The 19,219-nt window shown below is 70.8% G+C and carries 14 protein-coding genes; 7 read left to right on the top strand and 7 right to left on the bottom strand.

The window, feature by feature from the left end:
- Window positions 1-77: 77 nt before the first annotated feature.
- From DEJ01_RS10870 to DEJ01_RS10845, 6 genes are all read right to left on the bottom strand, one after another.
- Window positions 78-983: a cation-transporting ATPase gene (locus DEJ01_RS10870; RefSeq protein WP_258375686.1), complete on the bottom strand. Its 906-nt coding sequence runs from the start codon at window positions 981-983 to the stop codon at window positions 78-80.
- A gap of 94 nt (window positions 984-1,077) precedes the next feature.
- A complete protein-coding gene (locus DEJ01_RS10865) occupies window positions 1,078-2,352 on the bottom strand; it encodes an FAD-binding protein (RefSeq protein ID WP_111038231.1) in 1,275 nt (424 codons plus the stop codon).
- 17 nt (window positions 2,353-2,369) lie between these two features.
- Window positions 2,370-3,905: an L-arabinose isomerase gene (gene araA, locus DEJ01_RS10860; RefSeq protein WP_111029926.1), complete on the bottom strand. Its 1,536-nt coding sequence runs from the start codon at window positions 3,903-3,905 to the stop codon at window positions 2,370-2,372.
- Window positions 3,902-4,612, bottom strand: coding sequence for an L-ribulose-5-phosphate 4-epimerase (locus DEJ01_RS10855; protein ID WP_111092973.1), 711 nt, complete (start codon window positions 4,610-4,612; stop codon window positions 3,902-3,904). Before DEJ01_RS10855 ends, araA begins: the two co-directional genes overlap by 4 nt.
- Window positions 4,609-6,312 (bottom strand): xylulokinase, encoded by a 1,704-nt coding sequence (locus DEJ01_RS10850; RefSeq protein WP_111092972.1) that lies wholly within the window; start codon window positions 6,310-6,312, stop codon window positions 4,609-4,611. The genes DEJ01_RS10855 and DEJ01_RS10850 overlap by 4 nt, the downstream gene beginning before the upstream one ends.
- Before the next feature lie 795 nt (window positions 6,313-7,107).
- Window positions 7,108-8,106: a LacI family DNA-binding transcriptional regulator gene (locus tag DEJ01_RS10845; RefSeq protein ID WP_111092971.1), complete on the bottom strand. Its 999-nt coding sequence runs from the start codon at window positions 8,104-8,106 to the stop codon at window positions 7,108-7,110.
- A gap of 164 nt (window positions 8,107-8,270) precedes the next feature.
- Here DEJ01_RS10845 and DEJ01_RS10840 point away from each other — a divergent pair, with 164 nt between their 5' ends.
- From DEJ01_RS10840 to DEJ01_RS10825, 4 genes are all read left to right on the top strand, one after another.
- Window positions 8,271-10,346: a glycoside hydrolase family 127 protein gene (locus DEJ01_RS10840; protein ID WP_111092970.1), complete on the top strand. Its 2,076-nt coding sequence runs from the start codon at window positions 8,271-8,273 to the stop codon at window positions 10,344-10,346.
- Window positions 10,343-11,659, top strand: a complete 1,317-nt coding sequence (locus DEJ01_RS10835; protein ID WP_258375685.1) for a sugar ABC transporter substrate-binding protein — start codon at window positions 10,343-10,345, stop codon at window positions 11,657-11,659. The genes DEJ01_RS10840 and DEJ01_RS10835 overlap by 4 nt, the downstream gene beginning before the upstream one ends.
- A gap of 78 nt (window positions 11,660-11,737) precedes the next feature.
- The gene (locus DEJ01_RS10830; protein WP_071247863.1) at window positions 11,738-12,706 is read left to right on the top strand and encodes a carbohydrate ABC transporter permease; all 969 of its coding nucleotides are present in this window, start codon (window positions 11,738-11,740) and stop codon (window positions 12,704-12,706) included.
- Between the two features lie 4 nt (window positions 12,707-12,710).
- A complete protein-coding gene (locus tag DEJ01_RS10825; RefSeq protein ID WP_052481898.1) occupies window positions 12,711-13,664 on the top strand; it encodes a carbohydrate ABC transporter permease in 954 nt (317 codons plus the stop codon).
- A 298-nt stretch (window positions 13,665-13,962) separates the two neighbouring features.
- On the opposite strand, the gene DEJ01_RS10820 is transcribed toward DEJ01_RS10825, so the two are convergent.
- Window positions 13,963-15,012, bottom strand: a complete 1,050-nt coding sequence (locus DEJ01_RS10820) for a substrate-binding domain-containing protein (RefSeq protein WP_071404246.1) — start codon at window positions 15,010-15,012, stop codon at window positions 13,963-13,965.
- A gap of 179 nt (window positions 15,013-15,191) precedes the next feature.
- Here DEJ01_RS10820 and chvE point away from each other — a divergent pair, with 179 nt between their 5' ends.
- The 3 genes from chvE to mmsB all read left to right on the top strand — a co-directional run bounded on the left by chvE (window position 15,192) and on the right by mmsB (window position 19,143).
- Window positions 15,192-16,319, top strand: coding sequence for a multiple monosaccharide ABC transporter substrate-binding protein (gene chvE / locus DEJ01_RS10815; RefSeq protein WP_111029920.1), 1,128 nt, complete (start codon window positions 15,192-15,194; stop codon window positions 16,317-16,319).
- 102 nt (window positions 16,320-16,421) lie between these two features.
- Complete coding sequence (gene mmsA / locus DEJ01_RS10810) at window positions 16,422-17,975, top strand: multiple monosaccharide ABC transporter ATP-binding protein (protein WP_111092968.1); 1,554 nt, start codon at window positions 16,422-16,424, stop codon at window positions 17,973-17,975.
- Window positions 17,962-19,143, top strand: a complete 1,182-nt coding sequence (gene mmsB / locus DEJ01_RS10805) for a multiple monosaccharide ABC transporter permease (protein ID WP_027466160.1) — start codon at window positions 17,962-17,964, stop codon at window positions 19,141-19,143. Before mmsA ends, mmsB begins: the two co-directional genes overlap by 14 nt.
- The last annotated feature ends 76 nt before the right edge of the window (window positions 19,144-19,219 follow it).

Raw genomic sequence — 19,219 nt, 5'->3', positions numbered from 1 at the left:
GTCGGACGACGCACGACGAAACATTGCAAGCGCCGGACGCCGTCCCGCTATTCCCGATGCGTTCGCACCGCAGTGCGTCAGCGGTCGAAGAGCCCACCGAGGAAGTCGTTGCCGAGGTTCGACGCCTGCTCGCCGAGCCCGGACGCCTGCTCACCGAACCCCGCGGCCTGCTCACCGAACCCGCCGAGGAGCTGCCCGCCCTCGCCGAGGAGTCCTTCGACGCCACCGCCGAGGTCACCGAGTCCGAGGTCGCCCATGCCCGAGGCGATGCCCTCGAAGTCGACGCCGAGGTCGGCCGCTCCTGCCAGGACCGGACCGGCGGCAGCGCTGAGCACCGCTCCCCCGGCCACCGCGGCGGCGAGGCCACCGAACGCCATCGCGCCGGCACCGACCGCTGCGCCACCGGCGAAGGCACCGCCGCGGCCGCGGCCGTTGCCGTTGCCCGAGCGGCCGGAACCGCCGAGGACCCGTCGGACCAGACCCGGACGCGAGATCTCTCCGCGGGTCATCGCACGGGCCATGCCGCCCGCCGAGTCGTCGCGCAGGTGCTCGTGGGGAGGGAGCTCGGAGTTCAGGCGGTCGCGGACCTGCTGGCGCTGCGCGGGGGTGAGCCGCGCGAAGGCGTCGTGGTGGACCTGTTCGAGCTGCTCCGGCGACGAGGTGCGGAGCAGGTAGTCGTACTTCGCCAGGGCGACCTTGTCGGCGTCGGCCCCGTGCTGCGGCGTGCCGGCGTGCTGCGGCTGGCCGTACTGCTGCGGCTGGCCGTACTGCTGCGGCTGGCCGTACTGCTGCGGCTGGCCGTTCTGCTGCTGGTTCCGATCGTCGCCGGTCAGCTTGTCCGCGGCGCTGCGCACGATGCCGCGCCAGTCGGTTCCGCCCTGCTGCGATCCGGCGCCGGGCGCGGTTCCCCCCTGCCCACGCTTCTGGAGCTGCTTGTCGATGACCTTGGAGGCCATGCCGATGATGCGGTTGAGGTTCGCCATGCCCCGACCTTTGCGTCCTCACATGTGAACGCCCGGCGCTGCTCCGGTGCGACACCCGGACAACGCATCCCGATCCGCTGGGAACCGGCGCGGCTCAGGACAGGATGCGCGCGAGGAACGCGTTGCGGAACCGCCCCGTGGGGTCGAGGTCACGGGCGAGTGCGGCGAAGTCGGACAGCCGCGGGTACGCCTCGTGCAGCCGCTCGGCACTCGCGGCGGAGACCTTGCCCCAGTGCGGCCGCGGGTCGAAGGGCTCGAGCACGTCCTCGATCCGGGCCACCGCCGCGGCCACGGCGGCGGCGTCCCGGCGGAACGTGAAGTGCAGGCCGACCGACTGCCGACCGGACGACGGCGCGAGCCAGGCGGTGTCGGCCGCGATGGTGCGGACCTCGGCGGCGATGAGGATCGGGGCGAACAGCGACGCCAGCGGTCGGAGCGCCTCGAGCGCCGCCACCGCGGAGGCCGCGGGGATCAGGTACTCCGCCTGGATCTCAGCCCCGGTCGACGGGGTGAACGAGGACCGGAAGTGCGGCAGTCGCTCCGACCACGGCCCCGGCACGCCGCCCTGCTCGGTGACCCCGGCAGGGTCGTTCTCACCCGGGTGCACCGGACCCGAGGCCGCACGGGCTCCGAGGGCCACGAGGTCGACGGTCGGTGCGGCCTCGTCGACGCGGTGCTTGACCCAGACCTGCCGGGCACCGCGGTCGTCGAACGAGGTGAACATCGACACCGAGTACGCGTCGGACATCACCTGGTCGAACTGCGCGGCGACGGCGTCCCACGGCAGGTCGAGGTGCACCGTCGTGGCGACCTGGAACGTCGGCTCGATCGCGAGCTCCACCGCGGTGACGACGCCGAGCGCGCCGATCCCCACCCGGTGGGCGTCGAGCAGCCCGTCGGGCGACGAGGCGTCGACGTGGGCGATCTCACCAGAGGCGCGGACGACGTCGAGGCCGACCACCGCCTGCGCGAGCGACGGGTTCCGCACACCGGAGCCGTGCGTGCCCGTGGCGACGGCCCCGGCCGTGGAGATGTGCGGCAGGGACGCGAGGTTCCCGAGTGCCCAGCCACGGGCCTCCAGACCGGCCGCGACCTGGCTGTGCGTCATGCCGGCGGCGACCCGCACGACGCGACGCGACGTGTCGATGTCGAGCACCGGCGGCAGGTCCGACAACGAGACCTGGACGGCATCGGTGTCGGCGATGGTGTTGAACGAGTGTCGCGAGCCGAGCGCCGTCAGGCGCGGCGTCGAGGCGACGAGCTGCTGGAGCTCGTCCACCGACGTCGGCCGGGCCAGCGCCGAGGCGCGGTAGGTGACGTTGCCCGCCCAGTTGGTGCGGGTGCGCTCGGCCGCGATCACGTCGTCCATCGTGGGTCCTGACTCCTCTAGAAGCCGCGGTCGAGACGGTGCCACGTCTGCTGGAGACGCAGCTCGTCGCGGAACCCGCGTGCGGTGGTGTGCTCGTCGATGACCAGGAACTCGGTGCCGACCATGGTCGCGAAGTCCTCGACGACCTGCAGGCCGACCGCCGTCGTCATGACGGTGTGGTGGGCGGCGCCGGCGGTGAGCCAGGCCTCGGCGGCGACGGGGAACGACGGCCGGGGCTCCCAGACCGCGCGGCCCACGGGCAGCTTCGGCAGGGCCTCGGTCGGGGGCACGACGTCGACGACGTTCGCCGTGAGGCGGAAGCCGTCGCGGGTGTCGGACAGCGCGACGACGACGGCCTCGCCGGAGTCGGCGGTGAAGACCAGGCGGACCGGGTCGTCCTTGCCGCCGATGCCGAGCGGGTGGATCTCGAGCGTCGGCTTCGTGGTGGTGAGCGTCGGCGAGACCTCGAGCATGTGCGCCCCGAGGATCTTCTCGGCGCCCGGGGTGAGGTCGTAGGTGTAGTCCTCCATCAGGGAGGCACCACCGGGCAGGCCGGCACCGGCGACGTTCATCGCGCGGACCAGGACCGCCGTCTTCCAGTCACCCTCGGCACCGAAGCCGTAGCCGTCGGCCATCAGTCGCTGCACGGCCAGGCCCGGCAGCTGCTTGAGCGAGCCGAGGTCCTCGAAGTTCGTGGTGAACGCGGCGCTGCCGTTCTGCGCGAGCAGGGTGCGGAGGCCGATCTCGATGGCGGCACCGTCGCGGAGCGCGGCGTGCCGTTCGCCGCCGGCGCTGCGGAGTGACGGGTCCACGTCGTAGTCGCGCTCGTACGTCGCCACGAGCGCGTCGACCGCTGCCGTGTCCGCTGCGGCGGCGTCCACCGCTGCCGCGAGCTCGTTGACGGCCCACGTGTTGACCTGCACGCCGAGCTCGATCTCGGCCTCGGTCTTGTCGCCCTCGGTGACGGCGACGTAGCGCATGTTGTCGCCGAAGCGGGTGAGCTTCAGCTCGCGGACGGCCGCGGCGCCGGCGGCGGCACGGGTCCAGTTCGCGACGCGCTGCTGGACGCGGGGGTCCGAGACGTGGCCGACGGCCGTCGCGTGCCGGACGCCCAGGCGAGCCAGGGCGTAGCCGAACTCACGGTCGCCGTGCGCGGCCTGGTTGAGGTTCATGAAGTCGAAGTCGATGTCCGCCCAGGGCAGCGTGACGTTCGCCTGCGTGTGCAGGTGCAGCAGCGGCTTGGTCAGCGCCTGCAGGCCGCCGATCCACATCTTGGCCGGGCTGAACGTGTGCATCCACGTGGTGACACCGATGACCTTGTCGTCGGCGCTCGCCTCGATGAGCGCCCGGCGGATGCCGTCGGCGTCCTTGAGCACGGGCTTCCAGACCAGCTTCACCGGCAGGTGTCCGGCGAGCTCTGCGTGCACGGCCTTGCTCTGCTCCTCGACCTGGCGCAGGGTCTCCTCGCCGTACAGCCCCTGGGAGCCGGTGAGGAACCAGACCTCGTAGCTGTCGAGCGTGGCCTGGGGGGCGACGGTGGTGTCCTGCGTCATCGCATGGCTCCTTCGGGGTTCTGTCCGTAGACGTTCTGGTACCGATCGAAGAGTCGATCGATGTCTGCTTCGGGGATCGGGACGACCACGCCGCCCTGCTTCGCGATGTGGACGGTCCGTGCCACGTCCTCGCACATCACGGCCGCCTTGACGGCGTCCTTCGCGTCCTTGCCGATCGTGAAGACACCGTGGTTCTGCATCAGGACCGCGCGGCTGCGGTGGCCGCTCAGCGTGTCGACGATGCCGTGGCCGATCGAGTCGTCGCCGATGATGGCGAACGGGCCGACCGGGATGGGTCCGCCGAACTCGTCGGCCATCGCCGTGATCACGCACGGGATCGCCTCGGCGCGGGCGGCCCAGGCGGTCGCGTACGTCGAGTGGGTGTGCACGACGCCGCCGACCTCGGGCATGTTCCGGTACACGTAGGCGTGCGCGGCGGTGTCGCTGGAGGGGCCGTGCTCGTTGCCCCAGCCCTCGGCCGGCACGCCGTCGAGGGTGCAGACGACCTGGTTCTCGGGCGTCAGGTCGTCGCTCGACACCCCGCTCGGCTTGATGACGAACAGGTCCGTGCCGGGCACGCGCTCGGAGACGTTGCCGCCGGTCCAGATCACGAGGCCGTAGCGGACGAGTTCGCCGTGCAGGCGCGCGACGCGCTCCCGCGTCGTCGCCACCGCCTGGCGGGTGGTCTCGTCGATCGCGTCCGTCATCGGGTCACTTCCTCTGTCTGGAGGCGCGGGTCGGCGCCGTCGGTCTCTTCGGTCGGTCCTGTGGTCGCGCTGGGGCGGGTCGCCGCCGCGGCGACGTCCTGCACGGGCAGTGCGGCCCGGTAGCGGTCCAGGTACGTCTGGAACCCGGCGACGTCCGCCGGCTCGGGTTCGGCCACGTGCACGGCGTCCCCGCCGAACACGGTGTCGGACAGGTAGTCGGCGAGCTGCTGGTCGGTGTGCTCGAGGTAGGCGGCCAGCACGGCGATCCCCCACGCGCCGCCCTCGCCCGCGGTCTCCTCGAGCGCGATCGGCACCCGCAGGGCCGCCGCGAGGAGCCGCTGCGGGCTGCCGGGTGTGCGGAAGAGCCCGCCGTGCGCGGTCATCCGGTCCACCTGCACCTGTTCGCCGTGCAGGACGTCCATGCCGATGGCCAGCGTCGCGAAGGCGCCGTGCACCTCGGAGCGCACCAGGTTGCCGAGCGTGAAGCGTGCGCCGGGGGTGCGGAGCAGCAGGGGCCGGCCGTCCTCGACGTGGGTGACGGGTTCGCCAGCCAGGTAGTTGAAGGAGAGCAGGCCGCCGGCGTCGGGGTCGGTGTCGTCGGCGACGGCCTCGGCGAGCAGGGTCGCGTAGACGTCGTCGATGCCGATCGGGGTCGCGCCGGTCCGCTCGCTCGAGGCCTCGGCGAAGCGCCCGAACACCCGGGCCCAGCTCGCGATCTCGCTCGCGCCGTTGTTGCAGTGCACCATCGCCACGGCGTCCCCGGCCGGGGTGGTGACGACGTCGAGTTCCTCGTGCGCGGTGGTCAGCGGCTGCTCGAGCACGACCATCGCGAAGATGCTCGTGCCGACGCTGACGTTGCCGGTGCGCGGGGCGACGGCGTTCGTCGCGACCATGCCGGTTCCGGCGTCGCCCTCCGGCGGGCAGAGCGGTGCGCCGGGTTCGAGCGTGCCGGTCGGGTCGAGCCAGGCCGCACCCTCGGGGGTCAGCTCGCCGGCTTCGGCACCGGCGACGAGGACCTCGGGCAGCAGGGACCGCAGGTCCGGCACGCCGATCAGGTCCTGCGCGGTGGCGAGCATGGCGTGGTCGAAGTCCTTCGCGCCCGGGTCGCCGGGGCCGCTGTCGACGGGGCCGCCCTCGATCGGGAACATGCCGCTCGCGTCACCGACGCCCAGCACGTTCCGGCCGGTCAGACGACGGTGGACGTAGCCGGCCAGGGTCGTGACGCCGGCGATCTCGGCCACGTGCGGCTCGTCGTCGAGGACCGCCTGGTACAGGTGCGCGATCGACCAGCGCAGCGGGATGTTGAACCCGAGGGCCTCGCTGAGCCGTTCGGACGCGGGGCCGGTCGAGGTGTTGCGCCAGGTGCGGAACGGCACGAGCAGCTCGCCCGCGGCGTCGAACGCCAGGTAGCCGTGCATCATCGCGCTCACGCCCACCGCCCGGTAGGTGCTCGGGGCGACGCCGTACTGCGCCTCGACGTCGGCCACCAGGGCGGCGTACGCGGCGCGGAGTCCGGTCTCGACGGCCTCGAGCGAGTAGGTCCAGCGGCCGTCGACGTACTCGTTCTCCCACTCGTGGGAACCGGCAGCGATGGGCACGAGGTCCTCGTCCACCAGGCAGGCCTTGATGCGGGTGGAACCGAGCTCGATCCCGAGTGTGGTGCGGCCGTCCACGATCCGCTGTCGGCGGTCGTCACCCATGTGTTCCTCCAGAACCTCGTCGTCCTCAGTGAGCGCTCACATCCTGGCACGTGAGCGCTCACTCGTGCAACGCCGCGGCGCGCCGCCGGTGCGCCCGTCCCGCCAGCGGTCGAAACACCCCGCTCAGTTCCCCCGACCGGTCACGAACCGTCGTCCATCGCATCGCCAGCCGACCATTCCTGACCACTCGACGTCCCACGCGCGACGGGTCGTGACCGCGCGACGCACGAGGTCGACCACGACGTGCGACCACCGCAACACCGCTCCCGCGCAAGTCCCGACCACCGGCCACCCTGCACCCGCGCACGTCCCGACCACCCGCCGCCCGCACCCGCGCACGTCCCGACCACCGGCTGCCCCGCACCCGCGCACGTCCCGACCACTCACTGCCCCGCACCCGCGCACGTCCCGACCACCGCAACACCGCACCCGCGCACGTCCCGACCACCCGCCGCCCCGCACCCGCGAGCGCCGATCCTCCGAACCGCGACACCCCGGACCCGTGACACCCCGAACGGCGGCGCTCGGGACGGTCACGACACCCCGCTGCCTCCCCACCGCGCGGTCACGAACTGTCGGCTGGAGGCGCGCCGAGCGACGAGTCGTGACCGCTCGACCACGGCAGACGGGATGTTGTGACCGCTCGACGACGAGCACCAGCACGAGCACCAGCACCATCGAGGTCGCACGACACGCCGCAACCGGTCCGCCGAGGTCGCACGAACTGCCGCCCGACGGCACGACGCGCGGCAGTTCGCGCGACCTCGCGAGCACCGACCGCCGACCGACCGCGCCCTACGCGCCGACGGTGCTCTCGCGGATGACGAGCGACGGGGTCACGGCCGCCGACGACGCCGTCCCGCCGTCGATCAGGGCGAGGAGTGCCTGCCCCGCGACCCGTCCGAGCTCCTCGAGCCGCAGGTCCACGGTGGTCAGCGGCGGCCTCGAGGCGAGCGCCATCACGTCCCAGTCGTCGAACCCCGTGACCGCGACGTCTCCGGGCACCGAACGCCCGAGTTCCCGCAGCCGGTCGCACACGCCCCGGGCGATCTGGTCGCTGCCGCAGACGATCGCGTCGACGTCGGGCGACTCCCGCGCGAGCACGTCGACCGCCTGCCGTCCCCAGCGCTCCGACCACTCGCCGTACAGCGGGTCGGTGACCAGGTGCGGCCCGAGGACCGACGCGGCACCGGCGACCCGTCGCGCGGCGGACCGGTGTCGCGCCGGCCCCGTCACGATCGCGACCCGCTGTCGCCCGAGCGAGCGCACGTGCGAGGCGACGAGTGCCGACCCGGCGGCGTCGTCGAGGGTGACCGACACGTCGGCGTCGTCGGTCGAGGGCGTGAAGGCGTAGACGACCGGGATCGACACGTCGATCGGGGGCCGGGCGTCGGCGGAGCGGCCGGTCACGATGATGCCGTCGACGCCGCGGGCCGCCAGGGAGCGCAGGTAGTGGGCCTCGCGGACGTGGTCGTCGCGGGTGTCGCACAGCAGCACGGCCATCCGCCCGGCGGACAGGGCGTCCTCGGCACCGAGCAGCACCGGGATCGAGAACCGGCCGAACGAGTCGGTGGTGATCATGCCGACGGTGTAGGTCCGCCCCGACGACAGCGCACGGGCCCGGGCATCGCCGACGAACCCGAGCTTCTCGGCGGCTTCCTTCACCCGCAGCCGGGTGGCGTCCCGCAGCTGCCCGGTGCCGTTCAGCGCCTTCGACGCGGTGCCGATCGACACCCCGGCGAGCGCCGCCACGTCGGTGATCCGGATCGGCTGTCCGGTGCGTTCGAGCGTCACGGCAACCACCTTTCCGACGATCAGGGCGTGCCGATGACCTTACACAAAACCGCCGGAATGCTCTTGCGCGACGTGCGCCCCGTGTCGTAGCGTCCACCGCAGAAACCGTTTTCCGGATGGCCGGCTCCACCCGGACGGTGCCAGTCACATCGCAAGGAGGCGACATGACCACCACGCTCGCGACCGATCGCGGCGCGCACACCGCGACCCCGGTCCTCCCGACCGCCGACGCGCACCTCACGCTCCGGCCGCTGCCGACCGGCGACGCCCGGATCACCGGCGGCTTCTGGGCGCTCCGCCAGGAGCGCAACGGCCGCGACGCCGTCCGCAGCGGCTACCAGCAGCTCGAGACGGCCGGCAACTTCCGCAACCTCCGCATCGCCGCGGGACTCGAGGAGGGCGAGGCCGTCGGCCCGATCTTCATGGACTCCGACGTGACGAAGTGGCTCGAGGCCGTGGCCTGGGAGTACGGCCGCGCGCCCGCCGAAGACCTGCTCGACCTGCAGCGCGAGGTCACCGCCCTGTACGCCCAGGCGCAGGCCGACGACGGGTACCTGGACTCCGTCCAGCAGGTCCGCGGCAAGGGCGAGCGGTACACGGACCTCAAGTGGAGCCACGAGATGTACTGCGCCGGGCACCTGTACCAGGCGGCCGTGGCCCAGCACCGTGCGACGGGCGACACCGGGCTGCTCGACGTCGCGATCAAGAACGCCGACCACCTGGTCCGCACGTTCGGCGACGGCACCGCACCGGACGGCACGCCGAAGACGCGCGACGTCGACGGCCACCCCGTCGTCGAGATGGGCCTGGTCGAGCTGTACCGCGAGACCGGCAACCGTGACTACCTCGACCTGGCGCACTGGTTCGTCGACGCCCGCGGGCACGGGATCATCGAGCGTGCCGGCGGCGAGCCGACGTACTTCTCCGACCGGGTACCGAGCCGGCAGGCCACGACCGTCGAGGGCCACGCCGTGCGCGCCGTGTACCTGGCGGCGGGTGCCGTGGACGTCGCGATCGAGACCGGGGACACCGAGCTCCTCGCCGCGAGCGAGCGCCAGTTCGCGGACATGATGGCGACGAAGGCCTTCATCACCGGCGGCCTCGGGGCGCGCTGGGACTGGGAGGCGTTCGGCGACCCCTACGAGCTGCCGACCGACCGCGGCTACGCCGAGACCTGCGCGGCGATCGGCGGGGTGCAGTGGGCCTGGCGTCTGCTGCTCGCCACCGGCAAGCCGGTCTACGCCGACGCGATCGAGCGCTTGCTCTACAACGCGTTCCTCGCCGGGGTGAGCCTGGCCGGCACGGAGTACTTCTACGTGAACCCGCTGCAGCAGCGCGACCACGCCCACCAGGACGAGAACCGCTCCCCCGCCCACGGGCGGCGCGGATGGTTCGACTGCGCCTGCTGCCCGCCGAACATCATGCGCACCTTCGCGAGCCTCGACGGCTACCTGGCGACCGCGACCGACGGCGGACTGCAGGTCCACCAGTACGCCACCGCCGACCTCGGTCCGGTGCGGGTCGAGACCGACTACCCGCACGAGGGCCGCGTCCGCGTCACGGTCACCGAGGACGGCCCGCTCGCCCTGGGTCTGCGGATCCCGACCTGGTCGGACACCACGACCGTCACGGGTCCGGACGGGTCCGCGAGCCCGACCGCAGGCACGCTGCACGTCGTCGACCGCGAGTGGTCGGCGGGCGACACCGTCGAGCTCGTCTTCGACACGACGCCGCACCGGTACGTCGCCGACACCCGCATCGACGCCGCCCGCGGGCAGGTCGCGATCGAGCGCGGCCCGCTCGTGTACGCGGTCGAGCAGGCGGACCAGCAGGGCTTCACGGTCGACGACCTGACGGTCGACGCGGACGCGCCGATCACCGAGGAGCGCCGCGACGACCTGCTCGACGGCGTCGTCACGCTGCGGATCCCGGGGCACGCCCCGGGCGAGCACGTGCAGCCCGCCTGGCCGTACCAGCGTCTGGACGCGACCCGGTCTGGGCCCACGCGTGCCGGTTCCGACGCGTCGCGGAGCCTGCGGAGCGACGTGGCGGCCGAGCACGTGGGGAGAGGCGCGGATCACGCCGGAGACGCGACCAGCGTCGACGACGTGGCCGGTCCGCAGGGCGCCACCACGGGCCTCCAGGCCGGTCGCGACGTCACCGCGATCGCCGTCCCGTACTACGCGTGGGCCAACCGTGGAGCCGCGCCGATGCGCGTCTGGCTCCCGCTGGCGCGGTGACCGGCGTGGACCGCCGAGCGTTCCTCGTCGGCGGCGTCGCCGGCGGGGCAGCCCTCGCCCTGGCCGGGTGCTCCGGCACCCTGCCGAAGGTCGTCGCGAAGCCCGCGAGCTTCGGGAAGAACGCGACCGGCACCGTGCAGGTGTGGTGCCGGTCGGCGACCCAGGCCGGCCTGACGTCGGCCGTCGCCGGGTTCAACAAGGCGAACCCGGCGCTGCAGGTCCAGCTGACGCCCGTGCCGGACGCGCAGTACGTGACCAAGCTCGCGACCGCGATCCGCGGGGGTGAGCCGCCGGACGTCGTGGACGTCGACGACATCAACTCGCAGCTGTTCATCTTCCGCGAGGCGTTCGCCGACCTGACCGACGTGGTCAAGGACCTGGACTACTTCGACGCGATCTCACCGGGGCACCTGCGCCTGCTCGAGTACCGCGACCGGTACTACGGCCTGCCCTACCTGGCCGACAACTCGCAGCTGTTCGTGAACACCGAGCTGTTCGAGCGTGCGGGCCTCGACGTCGAGGAGTCGACGAAGGACCTGTCCACGCTGCTCGACGCGGCGAAGGCCATCCGGAAGCTCGACGACGACGTCTACGGCTGGTCGATCTCCGGCAACGCCGCCGGCATCATCGGCTTCGTTACGCAGCCGCACGTCTGGGCGACCGGGGTCGACATGATGACCGGCGAGGTGGGATCCCAGCGGGCGAACATCACCGGCAACGAGGCCCTCGAACGCATGCTCGAGTTCTACCGGCAGCTGTGGAAGGACGGCGTGCTGTCGAAGGCGACGTACTCCGACGCCGGCACCACGTGGGGTGCTGACTTCCGGGCCGGCAAGGTGGGGATCTTCCCGACCTCGTACGGGGCGACCGTGCCCGCGGCCACCAAGGCGATGCGCGCGAAGATGCAGACGGTGCTCATCCCGTCGTGGGACGGCCAGCGGTCGTTCTTCGACGGCGGCGACAACATGTGCATCCCGAACGGGGCGGCGAACCCGTCCGGTGGGTGGGCGTTCATGCAGTACGCGAACGGGCTCCAGCAGCAGCAGGCACTGCCGGACGGCGGGTACTTCCCGACGCGGTCCGACGCCGCCACCCCGGAGTACCGCAAGCGGTTCCCACTGGCGTACGGCCCGCTCGACGCCATCGAGAAGGGCTACGCGCCGCAGACGCTGGCGTACAACCTGCTCAACAACCAGCCGTCGTCGCCGTACTTCGCGATGTTCCGGGAGGCCGTGTTCGGGTCGGGGAGCGCTGCCGCCATGCGGACGGCGCAGTCCGACTACCAGCGGATCCTCGACCAGGTGCAGGCCTGAGCCTGCCTGCCTGTCTTCTCCGCTCGTCCCGCTCGTCTCGCTCGTCTCGCTCTTGTTGATGCACAGAGAGGTGCACGCATGTCGACCATCTCCACCCGGCGCCCCGCCGGCCGGACCGGCCCGGGCCGTCCCACCGTGGGCCGCGGCCCGGGGCGTGGCGGCTCCGTCCGGACCCGCAACTCGCTCACCCACCCGCCGCGCACCGGCGCCGTCCTCGTCGCCCCGGCGATCCTGTTCGTCGCCGTCTTCGTGCTCGTGCCGCTCGTGTTCGCGCTCTACATCTCGTTCACGAACTGGCCCCTGATCGGCCCGTACCGGTTCATCGGGCTGCAGAACTACCTGACGCTGTTCCAGGACCCGACGTTCGTGCACGCGATCGGCTACACGCTGCTGTACACGGCCATCGTGACCCTGCCGATCCTGGCGCTCGGGTACTTCCTGGCCGTGCTCGTCCGCGCACGACGCCGTGGCAGCACGATCCTGCGGACGGTGTTCTTCCTGCCGTACGTGGTCGGGCTGACGACGCTCTCGTTCATGCTCGTGCTCGAGGCACAGCCGAACTCCGGGGCCGTCAACATGGTGCTCCGCTGGCTCGGGATCACCGACGGCAGCACCGCGTGGCTCGTGAACGGCCCGCTGGCGACGCTGCTCATCTGCGTGCTCGTGGTCTGGGCGGTGTCCGGGCTGACCATGGTGCTGCTCATGTCGGCGATGCAGGGCGTCCCCGACGAGGTCTACGAGTCGGCGCAGCTCGAGGGGGCGTCCTGGTGGCAGACCGAACGCCTCATCACGTTCCCGATGATCCGCTCCACCGTCGCACTGAGCGTCATCATCTCGGTGATCGGGTCGCTGCTGGCCTTCAACCAGTTCTACATCCTGACCCAGGGCGGGCCGGGCACCGAGACCACCACGATCGTCAACGCGATCTACAACCGCGGGTTCGTGAACCTGCAGCTCGGAGCGGCGACCGCCCAGTCGATCGCCCTCGTCGTGGTGATCGCCGCCGTGACGGTGTTCCAGTTCTGGGCACTGCGAGAGAAGGACTGACGCCATGAGCACCACGACCTCCCGTGCGGCCCTCGCGGCGCCGGACCTGTCCACCAGGACCCTGACCACCACGGGTGACGGCCGCCGTCGGCGCCACCAGCAGGGCAGCGTCCAGCATCCCCGTGACACCACCGTGAAGCGCACCCTGTACGCGATCGCCGGCATCGGTTCGGCGCTCGTGTTCGGCGTCCCGCTCATCTGGTCGATCCTGCGGGCGTTCCAGTCCGAGGCCGTCATCACGCAGGCCCCCGACCCGGCGACGTTCTTCCAGCTCGGGTGGCAGAACTTCGCCGCCGTGTTCGCCTCGTCGTCGCACCTGCTCACCGGCGTCGTGAACTCGCTCATCGTGTCGATCGCCACGGCGGTGCTGACCGCGGTCATCGCGACCATGGCCGGCTACGGCTTCGCCCGCTTCCGGTTCCGGGGATCCGGCGTCGTGTTCGGCCTGGTGCTGCTGACGATGATGGTGCCGTTCCAGGCCATCCTCACGCCGCTGTACCTCGAGATGAACGCCATGGGGCTGACGAACTCGCTGCTCGGGCTCGTGCTGTTCTACACGACCGTGAACCTGCCGTTCGGGGTGTTCGTGATGCGCAACGCGTTCGAGTCGATCCCCACCGAGCTCGAGGACTCGGCCTTCGTCGACGGGGCCTCGCGCTTCCGCGTCGTGGTGTCGGTGCTCCGCCCGCTGCTCCTGCCCGGGGCGGCGACCGCGGCGCTCTACGCGTTCCTGGCGTCGTGGACGGAGTTCCTCGGAGCCCTGACGTTCCTGACGAAGGACTCGCTGTACACGCTGCCGGTCGCGCTGCTCAACCTGCAGACCGGGGCGTACGGGCAGGTGTCGTACGGCAACCTCGTCGCCGGGTCGGTGGTGGCGATGATCCCGTGCATCGCGCTGTACGTCGGGTTGCAGAGGTTCTACGTCGCCGGGCTGTCGTCCGGGGCGTTGAAGGGCTGACGGTCGGGTCAGCTCGGGGTCGTGCACGGTCTCGCACCGTGCGCGGCCCTTCGGTCCGTGCGGGGTTGGCCGCGGCCTCGCACCGTGCGCGGCCCCTCGGCCGGTGCGGGGTTGTGCGCGGCCTCGCACCGTGCGCGGCCGCTCGGTCGGTGCGGGGTTGGCCGCTCGGTGCGGGGTTGTAGCGCCGCACCGAGCGATCAACCTCGCACCGGCCGCACAACGCCGCACCGTGCGCCGCGGGCCCGCGCACGGGAGAACCTCGCACCACCCGCACACCGCCGCACGGTGCGAGGGGGCGCTACGTGCTTCGCCGCACCACCAGCTCGGGCGCGAGCAGCGTCTCGTCGCGGGGCTCCCCCTCGACCAGGGCCCGCACGGTGTCGAGCACCCGCTCTCCCATCGCCCGGAAGTCCTGCCGCACGGTGGTCAGCGGCGGCGTGAAGTGCGCGGCCTCGGGGACGTCGTCGAACCCCACGACCGCGATGTCGTCGGGCACACGCAGCCCCTCGTCGGCGAAGGCGTGCAGCACCCCGAGCGCCATCTGGTCGTTGCCCGCGAAGACGGCGTCGACCGTCCCCACGTCGATGTGCCGGGCGGCCGCGAAGCCGCTCGCCGGGGTCCAGTCGCCCTCGAGCACGACCGGTTCGAGCCCGGCGTCCTGCATGATCCGCACGTAGGTGGCCCGGCGCACCTCGGACTCCTGGGACACGTGCGGTCCGGCGATGTGCACGATCCGGCGGTGTCCGCGGTCGAACAGGTGCTGCATGACGAGCGAGGTGCCGGCCGCCTGGTCGATGGCGACGGCGGCGACGCTCGGCGCGACCGGGGTCCGGACGGCGTCTCGTTGCACCGCGTTCGACACCACGACGGGCACCGTGACCGGCACGGTGAGCGATGCGAGGGCGTCGAGCACCCGGTTGTCGGCGGCGACCAGCACGATCGCGGCGACGTCCTGTGCGAGCAGCGTGGTGAGCGCCCCGGACAGGTCGGACGGCCGCGGCTCTTCCGGCAGGGTCGAGAGCAGCACGTGGTACCCGGCGGAGCGGGCGGCTCGTTCGAAGCCGATCGAGGTGCTCGACGGACCGTACAGCGCGTCGCCGGCGGTGATGATGCCGAGCGCCTTGCTCCGCCCACCGGCGAGCGCCCGGGCGGCGGCGCGGGGCCGGTACCCGAGCTCGGTGACGGCGTCGGTGACCTGCGTCCGGAACTGCTCGCGGACGGTCGGATCGCCGTTGATCACGCGGGAGACGGTCTGGTGGGACACGCCGGCGCGCTCGGCGACGTCGAAGATCGTCGGGGCCTTCCGGCGCTTGCCGCCCCTGCCCTCGGGGGCGGTCGTGGTGCTCACGCGCCAACCGTACCGCTCGGTCCGGCCGCCGCGGCAAGATCACGAAACGGCGGTGTTGAGTTGACACCCCGTCACGGAACCCACAAGATGTGAGCGCTCACACGAGCGCATCCCACGGGGCACAGCAGCCCCGGCACCCGACCGCGTCGAGGACGACGCGAAGGAACAGAGGTACTTCGATGATGAAGCGCAGGATCATCGCGGGCGTCGCAGCCGTCGGCATCGCGATCTCGCTGGCCGCTTGCTCGGCCGGCGGCCGTGCGTCCACCGATGGTGGCGGCAGCGGCGACAACAAGGGCGCCCTCGTCGGCGTCGCCATGCCCACCAAGGTCTCCGAGCGGTGGATCAAGGACGGCAACGCCGTCAAGAGCGACCTCGAGAAGGCCGGCTACAAGGTCGACCTCGAGTACGGCGACAACAAGGTCCAGCAGCAGGCCCAGCAGGTCAGCAACATGATCACCAAGGGCGCGAAGGTCCTGATCATCGCGTCGATCGACGGTGGCGCGCTCTCCGACCAGCTCGACGCCGCCGCCAAGGCCGGCATCAAGGTGATCTCGTACGACCGCCTGCTCACGGGCAACAAGAACGTCGACTACTACGTGTCCTTCGACAACGAGAAGGTCGGCGTCGACCAGGCGAACAGCCTGCTCACCGGCCTGGGTGTGCTCGACGCGGACGGCAAGAAGACCGGCGAGAAGGGCCCCTTCAACATCGAGGTCTTCGCCGGCTCGCTCGACGACAACAACGCCGGGTTCTTCTTCAACGGCGCCATGAAGACGCTCAAGCCGTACCTCGAGGACGGCACGCTGAAGATCCAGTCCGGCCAGGACGAGCTGTCCCAGGCCGCGACGCAGCAGTGGGACCCGGCCACGGCCAAGGCCCGCATGCAGAACCTGATCGCGAAGTCCTACTCGGGCGGCACCACGCTCGACGGCGTGCTCTCGCCGTACGACGGCATCTCGATCGGCATCATCTCGGCGCTCCAGGGCGCCGGGTACGGCACGAGCGACCGTCCGCTCCCGACGGTCACGGGCCAGGACGCCGAGGCCGCCTCGGTCAAGTCGATCATCGCCGGCCAGCAGTACTCGACGATCTACAAGGACACGCGCAAGCTCGCCAAGCAGTCCGTCACCATGGCCGAGGACCTGCTCACCGGCAAGGACCCCGAGGTCAACGACACGAAGAGCTACGACAACAAGGTCAAGGTCGTCCCGACCTTCCTGTTCCAGCCGACGGTCGTCACGAAGGACAACTACAAGGAAGTCCTCGTGGACTCCGGGTACTACACCGAAGCCGACCTGAAGTAGTCAGGCCCATCTCACGGACCGGAGGCGCGGTGCCAGCCCGCACCGCGCCTCCAGTCCGTCTCCACCAGCGCGCGCACGCGCGCACGACGGAAAGGCGTCCACATGGCGGACACCATCCTCGAGATGCGGGACATCACCAAGACGTTCCCCGGCGTCAAGGCCCTGCAGGGTGTCTCGATCGAGGTCGAGCGCGGCCAGGTCCACGCGATCTGCGGCGAGAACGGCGCGGGCAAGTCGACGCTCATGAAGGTGCTGTCGGGTGTCTACCCGGCCGGCTCCTTCGACGGCGAGATCCTGCTCGACGGCGAACCCGTGCGGTTCGCGAACATCAACGACTCCGAGGCTGCGGGCGTCGTCATCATCCACCAGGAGCTGGCGCTCAGCCCCTTCCTGTCGATCGCCGAGAACATCTTCCTCGGCAACGAGCAGTCCAAGGGCGGCTTCATCGACTGGAACAAGACGAACCTGACGGCCGCCGAGCTGCTCAAGCGCGTCGGGCTGAAGGACAATCCCGTCACCAAGGTCGTCGACCTCGGTGTCGGCAAGCAGCAGCTCGTCGAGATCGCGAAGGCGCTCTCGAAGGAGGTGAAGCTCCTCATCCTCGACGAGCCCACCGCCGCGCTGAACGACGACGACTCCGCGCACCTGCTCGAGCTCATCCGCTCGCTGCAGGCCGAGGGCATGACGGCGATCATCATCAGCCACAAGCTCAACGAGATCAAGGCGATCGCGGACAAGGTCACGATCATCCGCGACGGCAAGACCATCGAGACGCTCGACATGCGGGCCGACGACGTGTCCGAGGACCGGATCATCCGCGGGATGGTCGGCCGCGACCTGTCGAACCGGTACCCCGAGCGCGAGAACCCCGTCATCGGCGAGGAACTGCTGCGGATCGAGGACTGGACCGTCCACCACCAGCTCGACTCGTCGCGCGAGATCATCCACCAGGCCAACCTCAACGTCCGCGCCGGCGAGGTCGTCGGCATCGCCGGGCTCATGGGCGCCGGCCGCACGGAGCTCGCGATGAGCGTCTTCGGCCAGTCCTACGGCACAGGCATCAGCGGCACCGTCTACAAGCGCGGCACCCCGATCAAGACGCACACCGTCTCGCAGGCGATCGACAACGGCATCGCCTACGTCACCGAGGACCGCAAGCGGTACGGCCTGAACCTGATCGAAGACATCAAGCGGAACATCTCCGGGTCGGCACTCGGCAAGCTCGCCAACTGGGGCTTCGTCAACTCCTCGGAGGAGACCACCGTCGCGACCCAGTTCCTCAAGAGCCTCAACATCAAGGCGCCGAACGTCGACGTCGTGACCGGGAAGCTCTCCGGCGGGAACCAGCAGAAGGTCGTCCTGTCGAAGTGGATGTACGCCGACCCCGACGTGCTCATCCTCGACGAGCCGACCCGTGGCATCGACGTCGGCGCGAAGTACGAGATCTACACGATCATCAACCAGCTCGCCGACCAGGGGAAGGCGGTCATCGTGATCTCCTCCGAGCTCCCCGAACTGCTCGGCATCTGCGACCGCATCTACACCCTCTCCGAGGGCACCATCACGGCCGACGTCCCGCGCGCCGAGGCGACGCCCGAGGTCCTCATGCAGTACATGACCCAGGAACGGGAGACCCCTGTCAATGAACGCGCTTAAGTCCGCCGTCGGCTACCTCACCGGGCAGCTCCGACAGATCGGCCTGTTCATCGCGCTGATCGTCATCGTCATCTTCTTCCAGGTGACCACGAACGGCATCACGCTGGCCCCGATCAACGTCTCGAACCTGATCGTCCAGAACAGCTACATCCTCATCCTGGCCATCGGCATGGTCATGGTCATCATCGCCGGCCACATCGACCTGTCGGTCGGGTCGGTGGTCGCCTTCACCGGTGCCATGGCCGGCGTGATGATCACGCAGTGGAACATCCCGTGGCCGATCGCGGTCGTGCTCTGCCTGGTGGTCGGTGCACTCGTCGGCGCGTGGCAGGGCTTCTGGATCGCCTACTTCGGGATCCCGGCGTTCATCGTGACGCTGGCGGGCATGCTCGCGTTCCGCGGCGCAGCGCAGATCGTCCTGCAGAACCAGCAGATCTCGCCGTTCCCCGCCGGCTTCCGCTCGCTCGGCTCCGGCTTCCTGCCGTCCTTCGGCACCACCGGGTACGAACCGCTCACGATGATCCTCGGCTTCGCCGCCGCGGCCGTCATGGTGATCGCCGCGTTCCGCGGTCGCATCACGCGTCGCAAGTACCAGCTCGAGAGCGAGCCGTTCGCCTGGTTCATCGTGAAGACGGCGTTCGGCGCCGTGCTCGTGATCTACGTGGCGCTCCTGCTCGCCAGCTACAACGGCACCCCGATCGTGCTCGTCGTGCTCGGCGCCCTCGTGGTGATCTACTCGGTCGTCATGCGGAGCGCGGTGTTCGGCCGCCACATCTACGCGATCGGTGGCAACGCCCTGGCCGCGCAGCTGTCGGGTGTGAAGACGAAGCGCGTCACGTTCCTGCTCTTCGTCAACATGGGTGTCATCTCGGCCCTGGCGGGCGTGGTCTTCACCGGCCAGCTCAACCTGGCGGCACCGGGCGCGGGCAACGGCTTCGAGCTCGACGCCATCGCCGCCGTGTTCATCGGTGGCGCTGCCGTCACCGGTGGCATCGGCACCGTGCCGGGAGCCATCGTCGGTGGTCTCATCATCGGTCTGCTGAACAACGGCATGTCGATCCTCGGGGTCGGCACCGAGTTCCAGTCCCTGATCAAGGGCCTGGTGCTGCTCGCCGCCGTCGCGTTCGACGTGTTCAACAAGCGCCGGGCGGCCTCCGCGCGCAAGTAGCGTTCGCGCGTGTTCGCGCGTTCGCGTGTTCGCGTGTTCGCTTGGTGAGCAGAAACGGTCGGGTCCTCGATGGGGA

Origin of the sequence: Curtobacterium sp. MCLR17_040 (genome assembly GCF_003234735.1) — a bacterium.
In the GTDB taxonomy this organism is placed as follows: Bacteria; Actinomycetota; Actinomycetes; order Actinomycetales; family Microbacteriaceae; genus Curtobacterium; species Curtobacterium flaccumfaciens.
Note: the sequence above shows the minus strand (reverse complement) of the source record. Positions and strands in the feature narration are given on the sequence as shown.

What these genes read in the sequence shown, in the direction of transcription:
- DEJ01_RS10850 (WP_111092972.1), bottom strand. Translation starts at nt 6,312, where the DNA reads ATGGGTGACGACCGCCGACAGCGGATCGTGGACGGCCGCACCACACTC.
- mmsA (WP_111092968.1), top strand. Translation starts at nt 16,422, where the DNA reads ATGGCGGACACCATCCTCGAGATGCGGGACATCACCAAGACGTTCCCC.
- araA (WP_111029926.1), bottom strand. Translation starts at nt 3,905, where the DNA reads ATGACGCAGGACACCACCGTCGCCCCCCAGGCCACGCTCGACAGCTAC.
- DEJ01_RS10865 (WP_111038231.1), bottom strand. Translation starts at nt 2,352, where the DNA reads ATGGACGACGTGATCGCGGCCGAGCGCACCCGCACCAACTGGGCGGGC.
- DEJ01_RS10825 (WP_052481898.1), top strand. Translation starts at nt 12,711, where the DNA reads ATGAGCACCACGACCTCCCGTGCGGCCCTCGCGGCGCCGGACCTGTCC.
- DEJ01_RS10870 (WP_258375686.1), bottom strand. Translation starts at nt 983, where the DNA reads ATGGCGAACCTCAACCGCATCATCGGCATGGCCTCCAAGGTCATCGAC.
- chvE (WP_111029920.1), top strand. Translation starts at nt 15,192, where the DNA reads ATGATGAAGCGCAGGATCATCGCGGGCGTCGCAGCCGTCGGCATCGCG.
- mmsB (WP_027466160.1), top strand. Translation starts at nt 17,962, where the DNA reads ATGAACGCGCTTAAGTCCGCCGTCGGCTACCTCACCGGGCAGCTCCGA.
- DEJ01_RS10840 (WP_111092970.1), top strand. Translation starts at nt 8,271, where the DNA reads ATGACCACCACGCTCGCGACCGATCGCGGCGCGCACACCGCGACCCCG.
- DEJ01_RS10855 (WP_111092973.1), bottom strand. Translation starts at nt 4,612, where the DNA reads ATGACGGACGCGATCGACGAGACCACCCGCCAGGCGGTGGCGACGACG.
- DEJ01_RS10830 (WP_071247863.1), top strand. Translation starts at nt 11,738, where the DNA reads ATGTCGACCATCTCCACCCGGCGCCCCGCCGGCCGGACCGGCCCGGGC.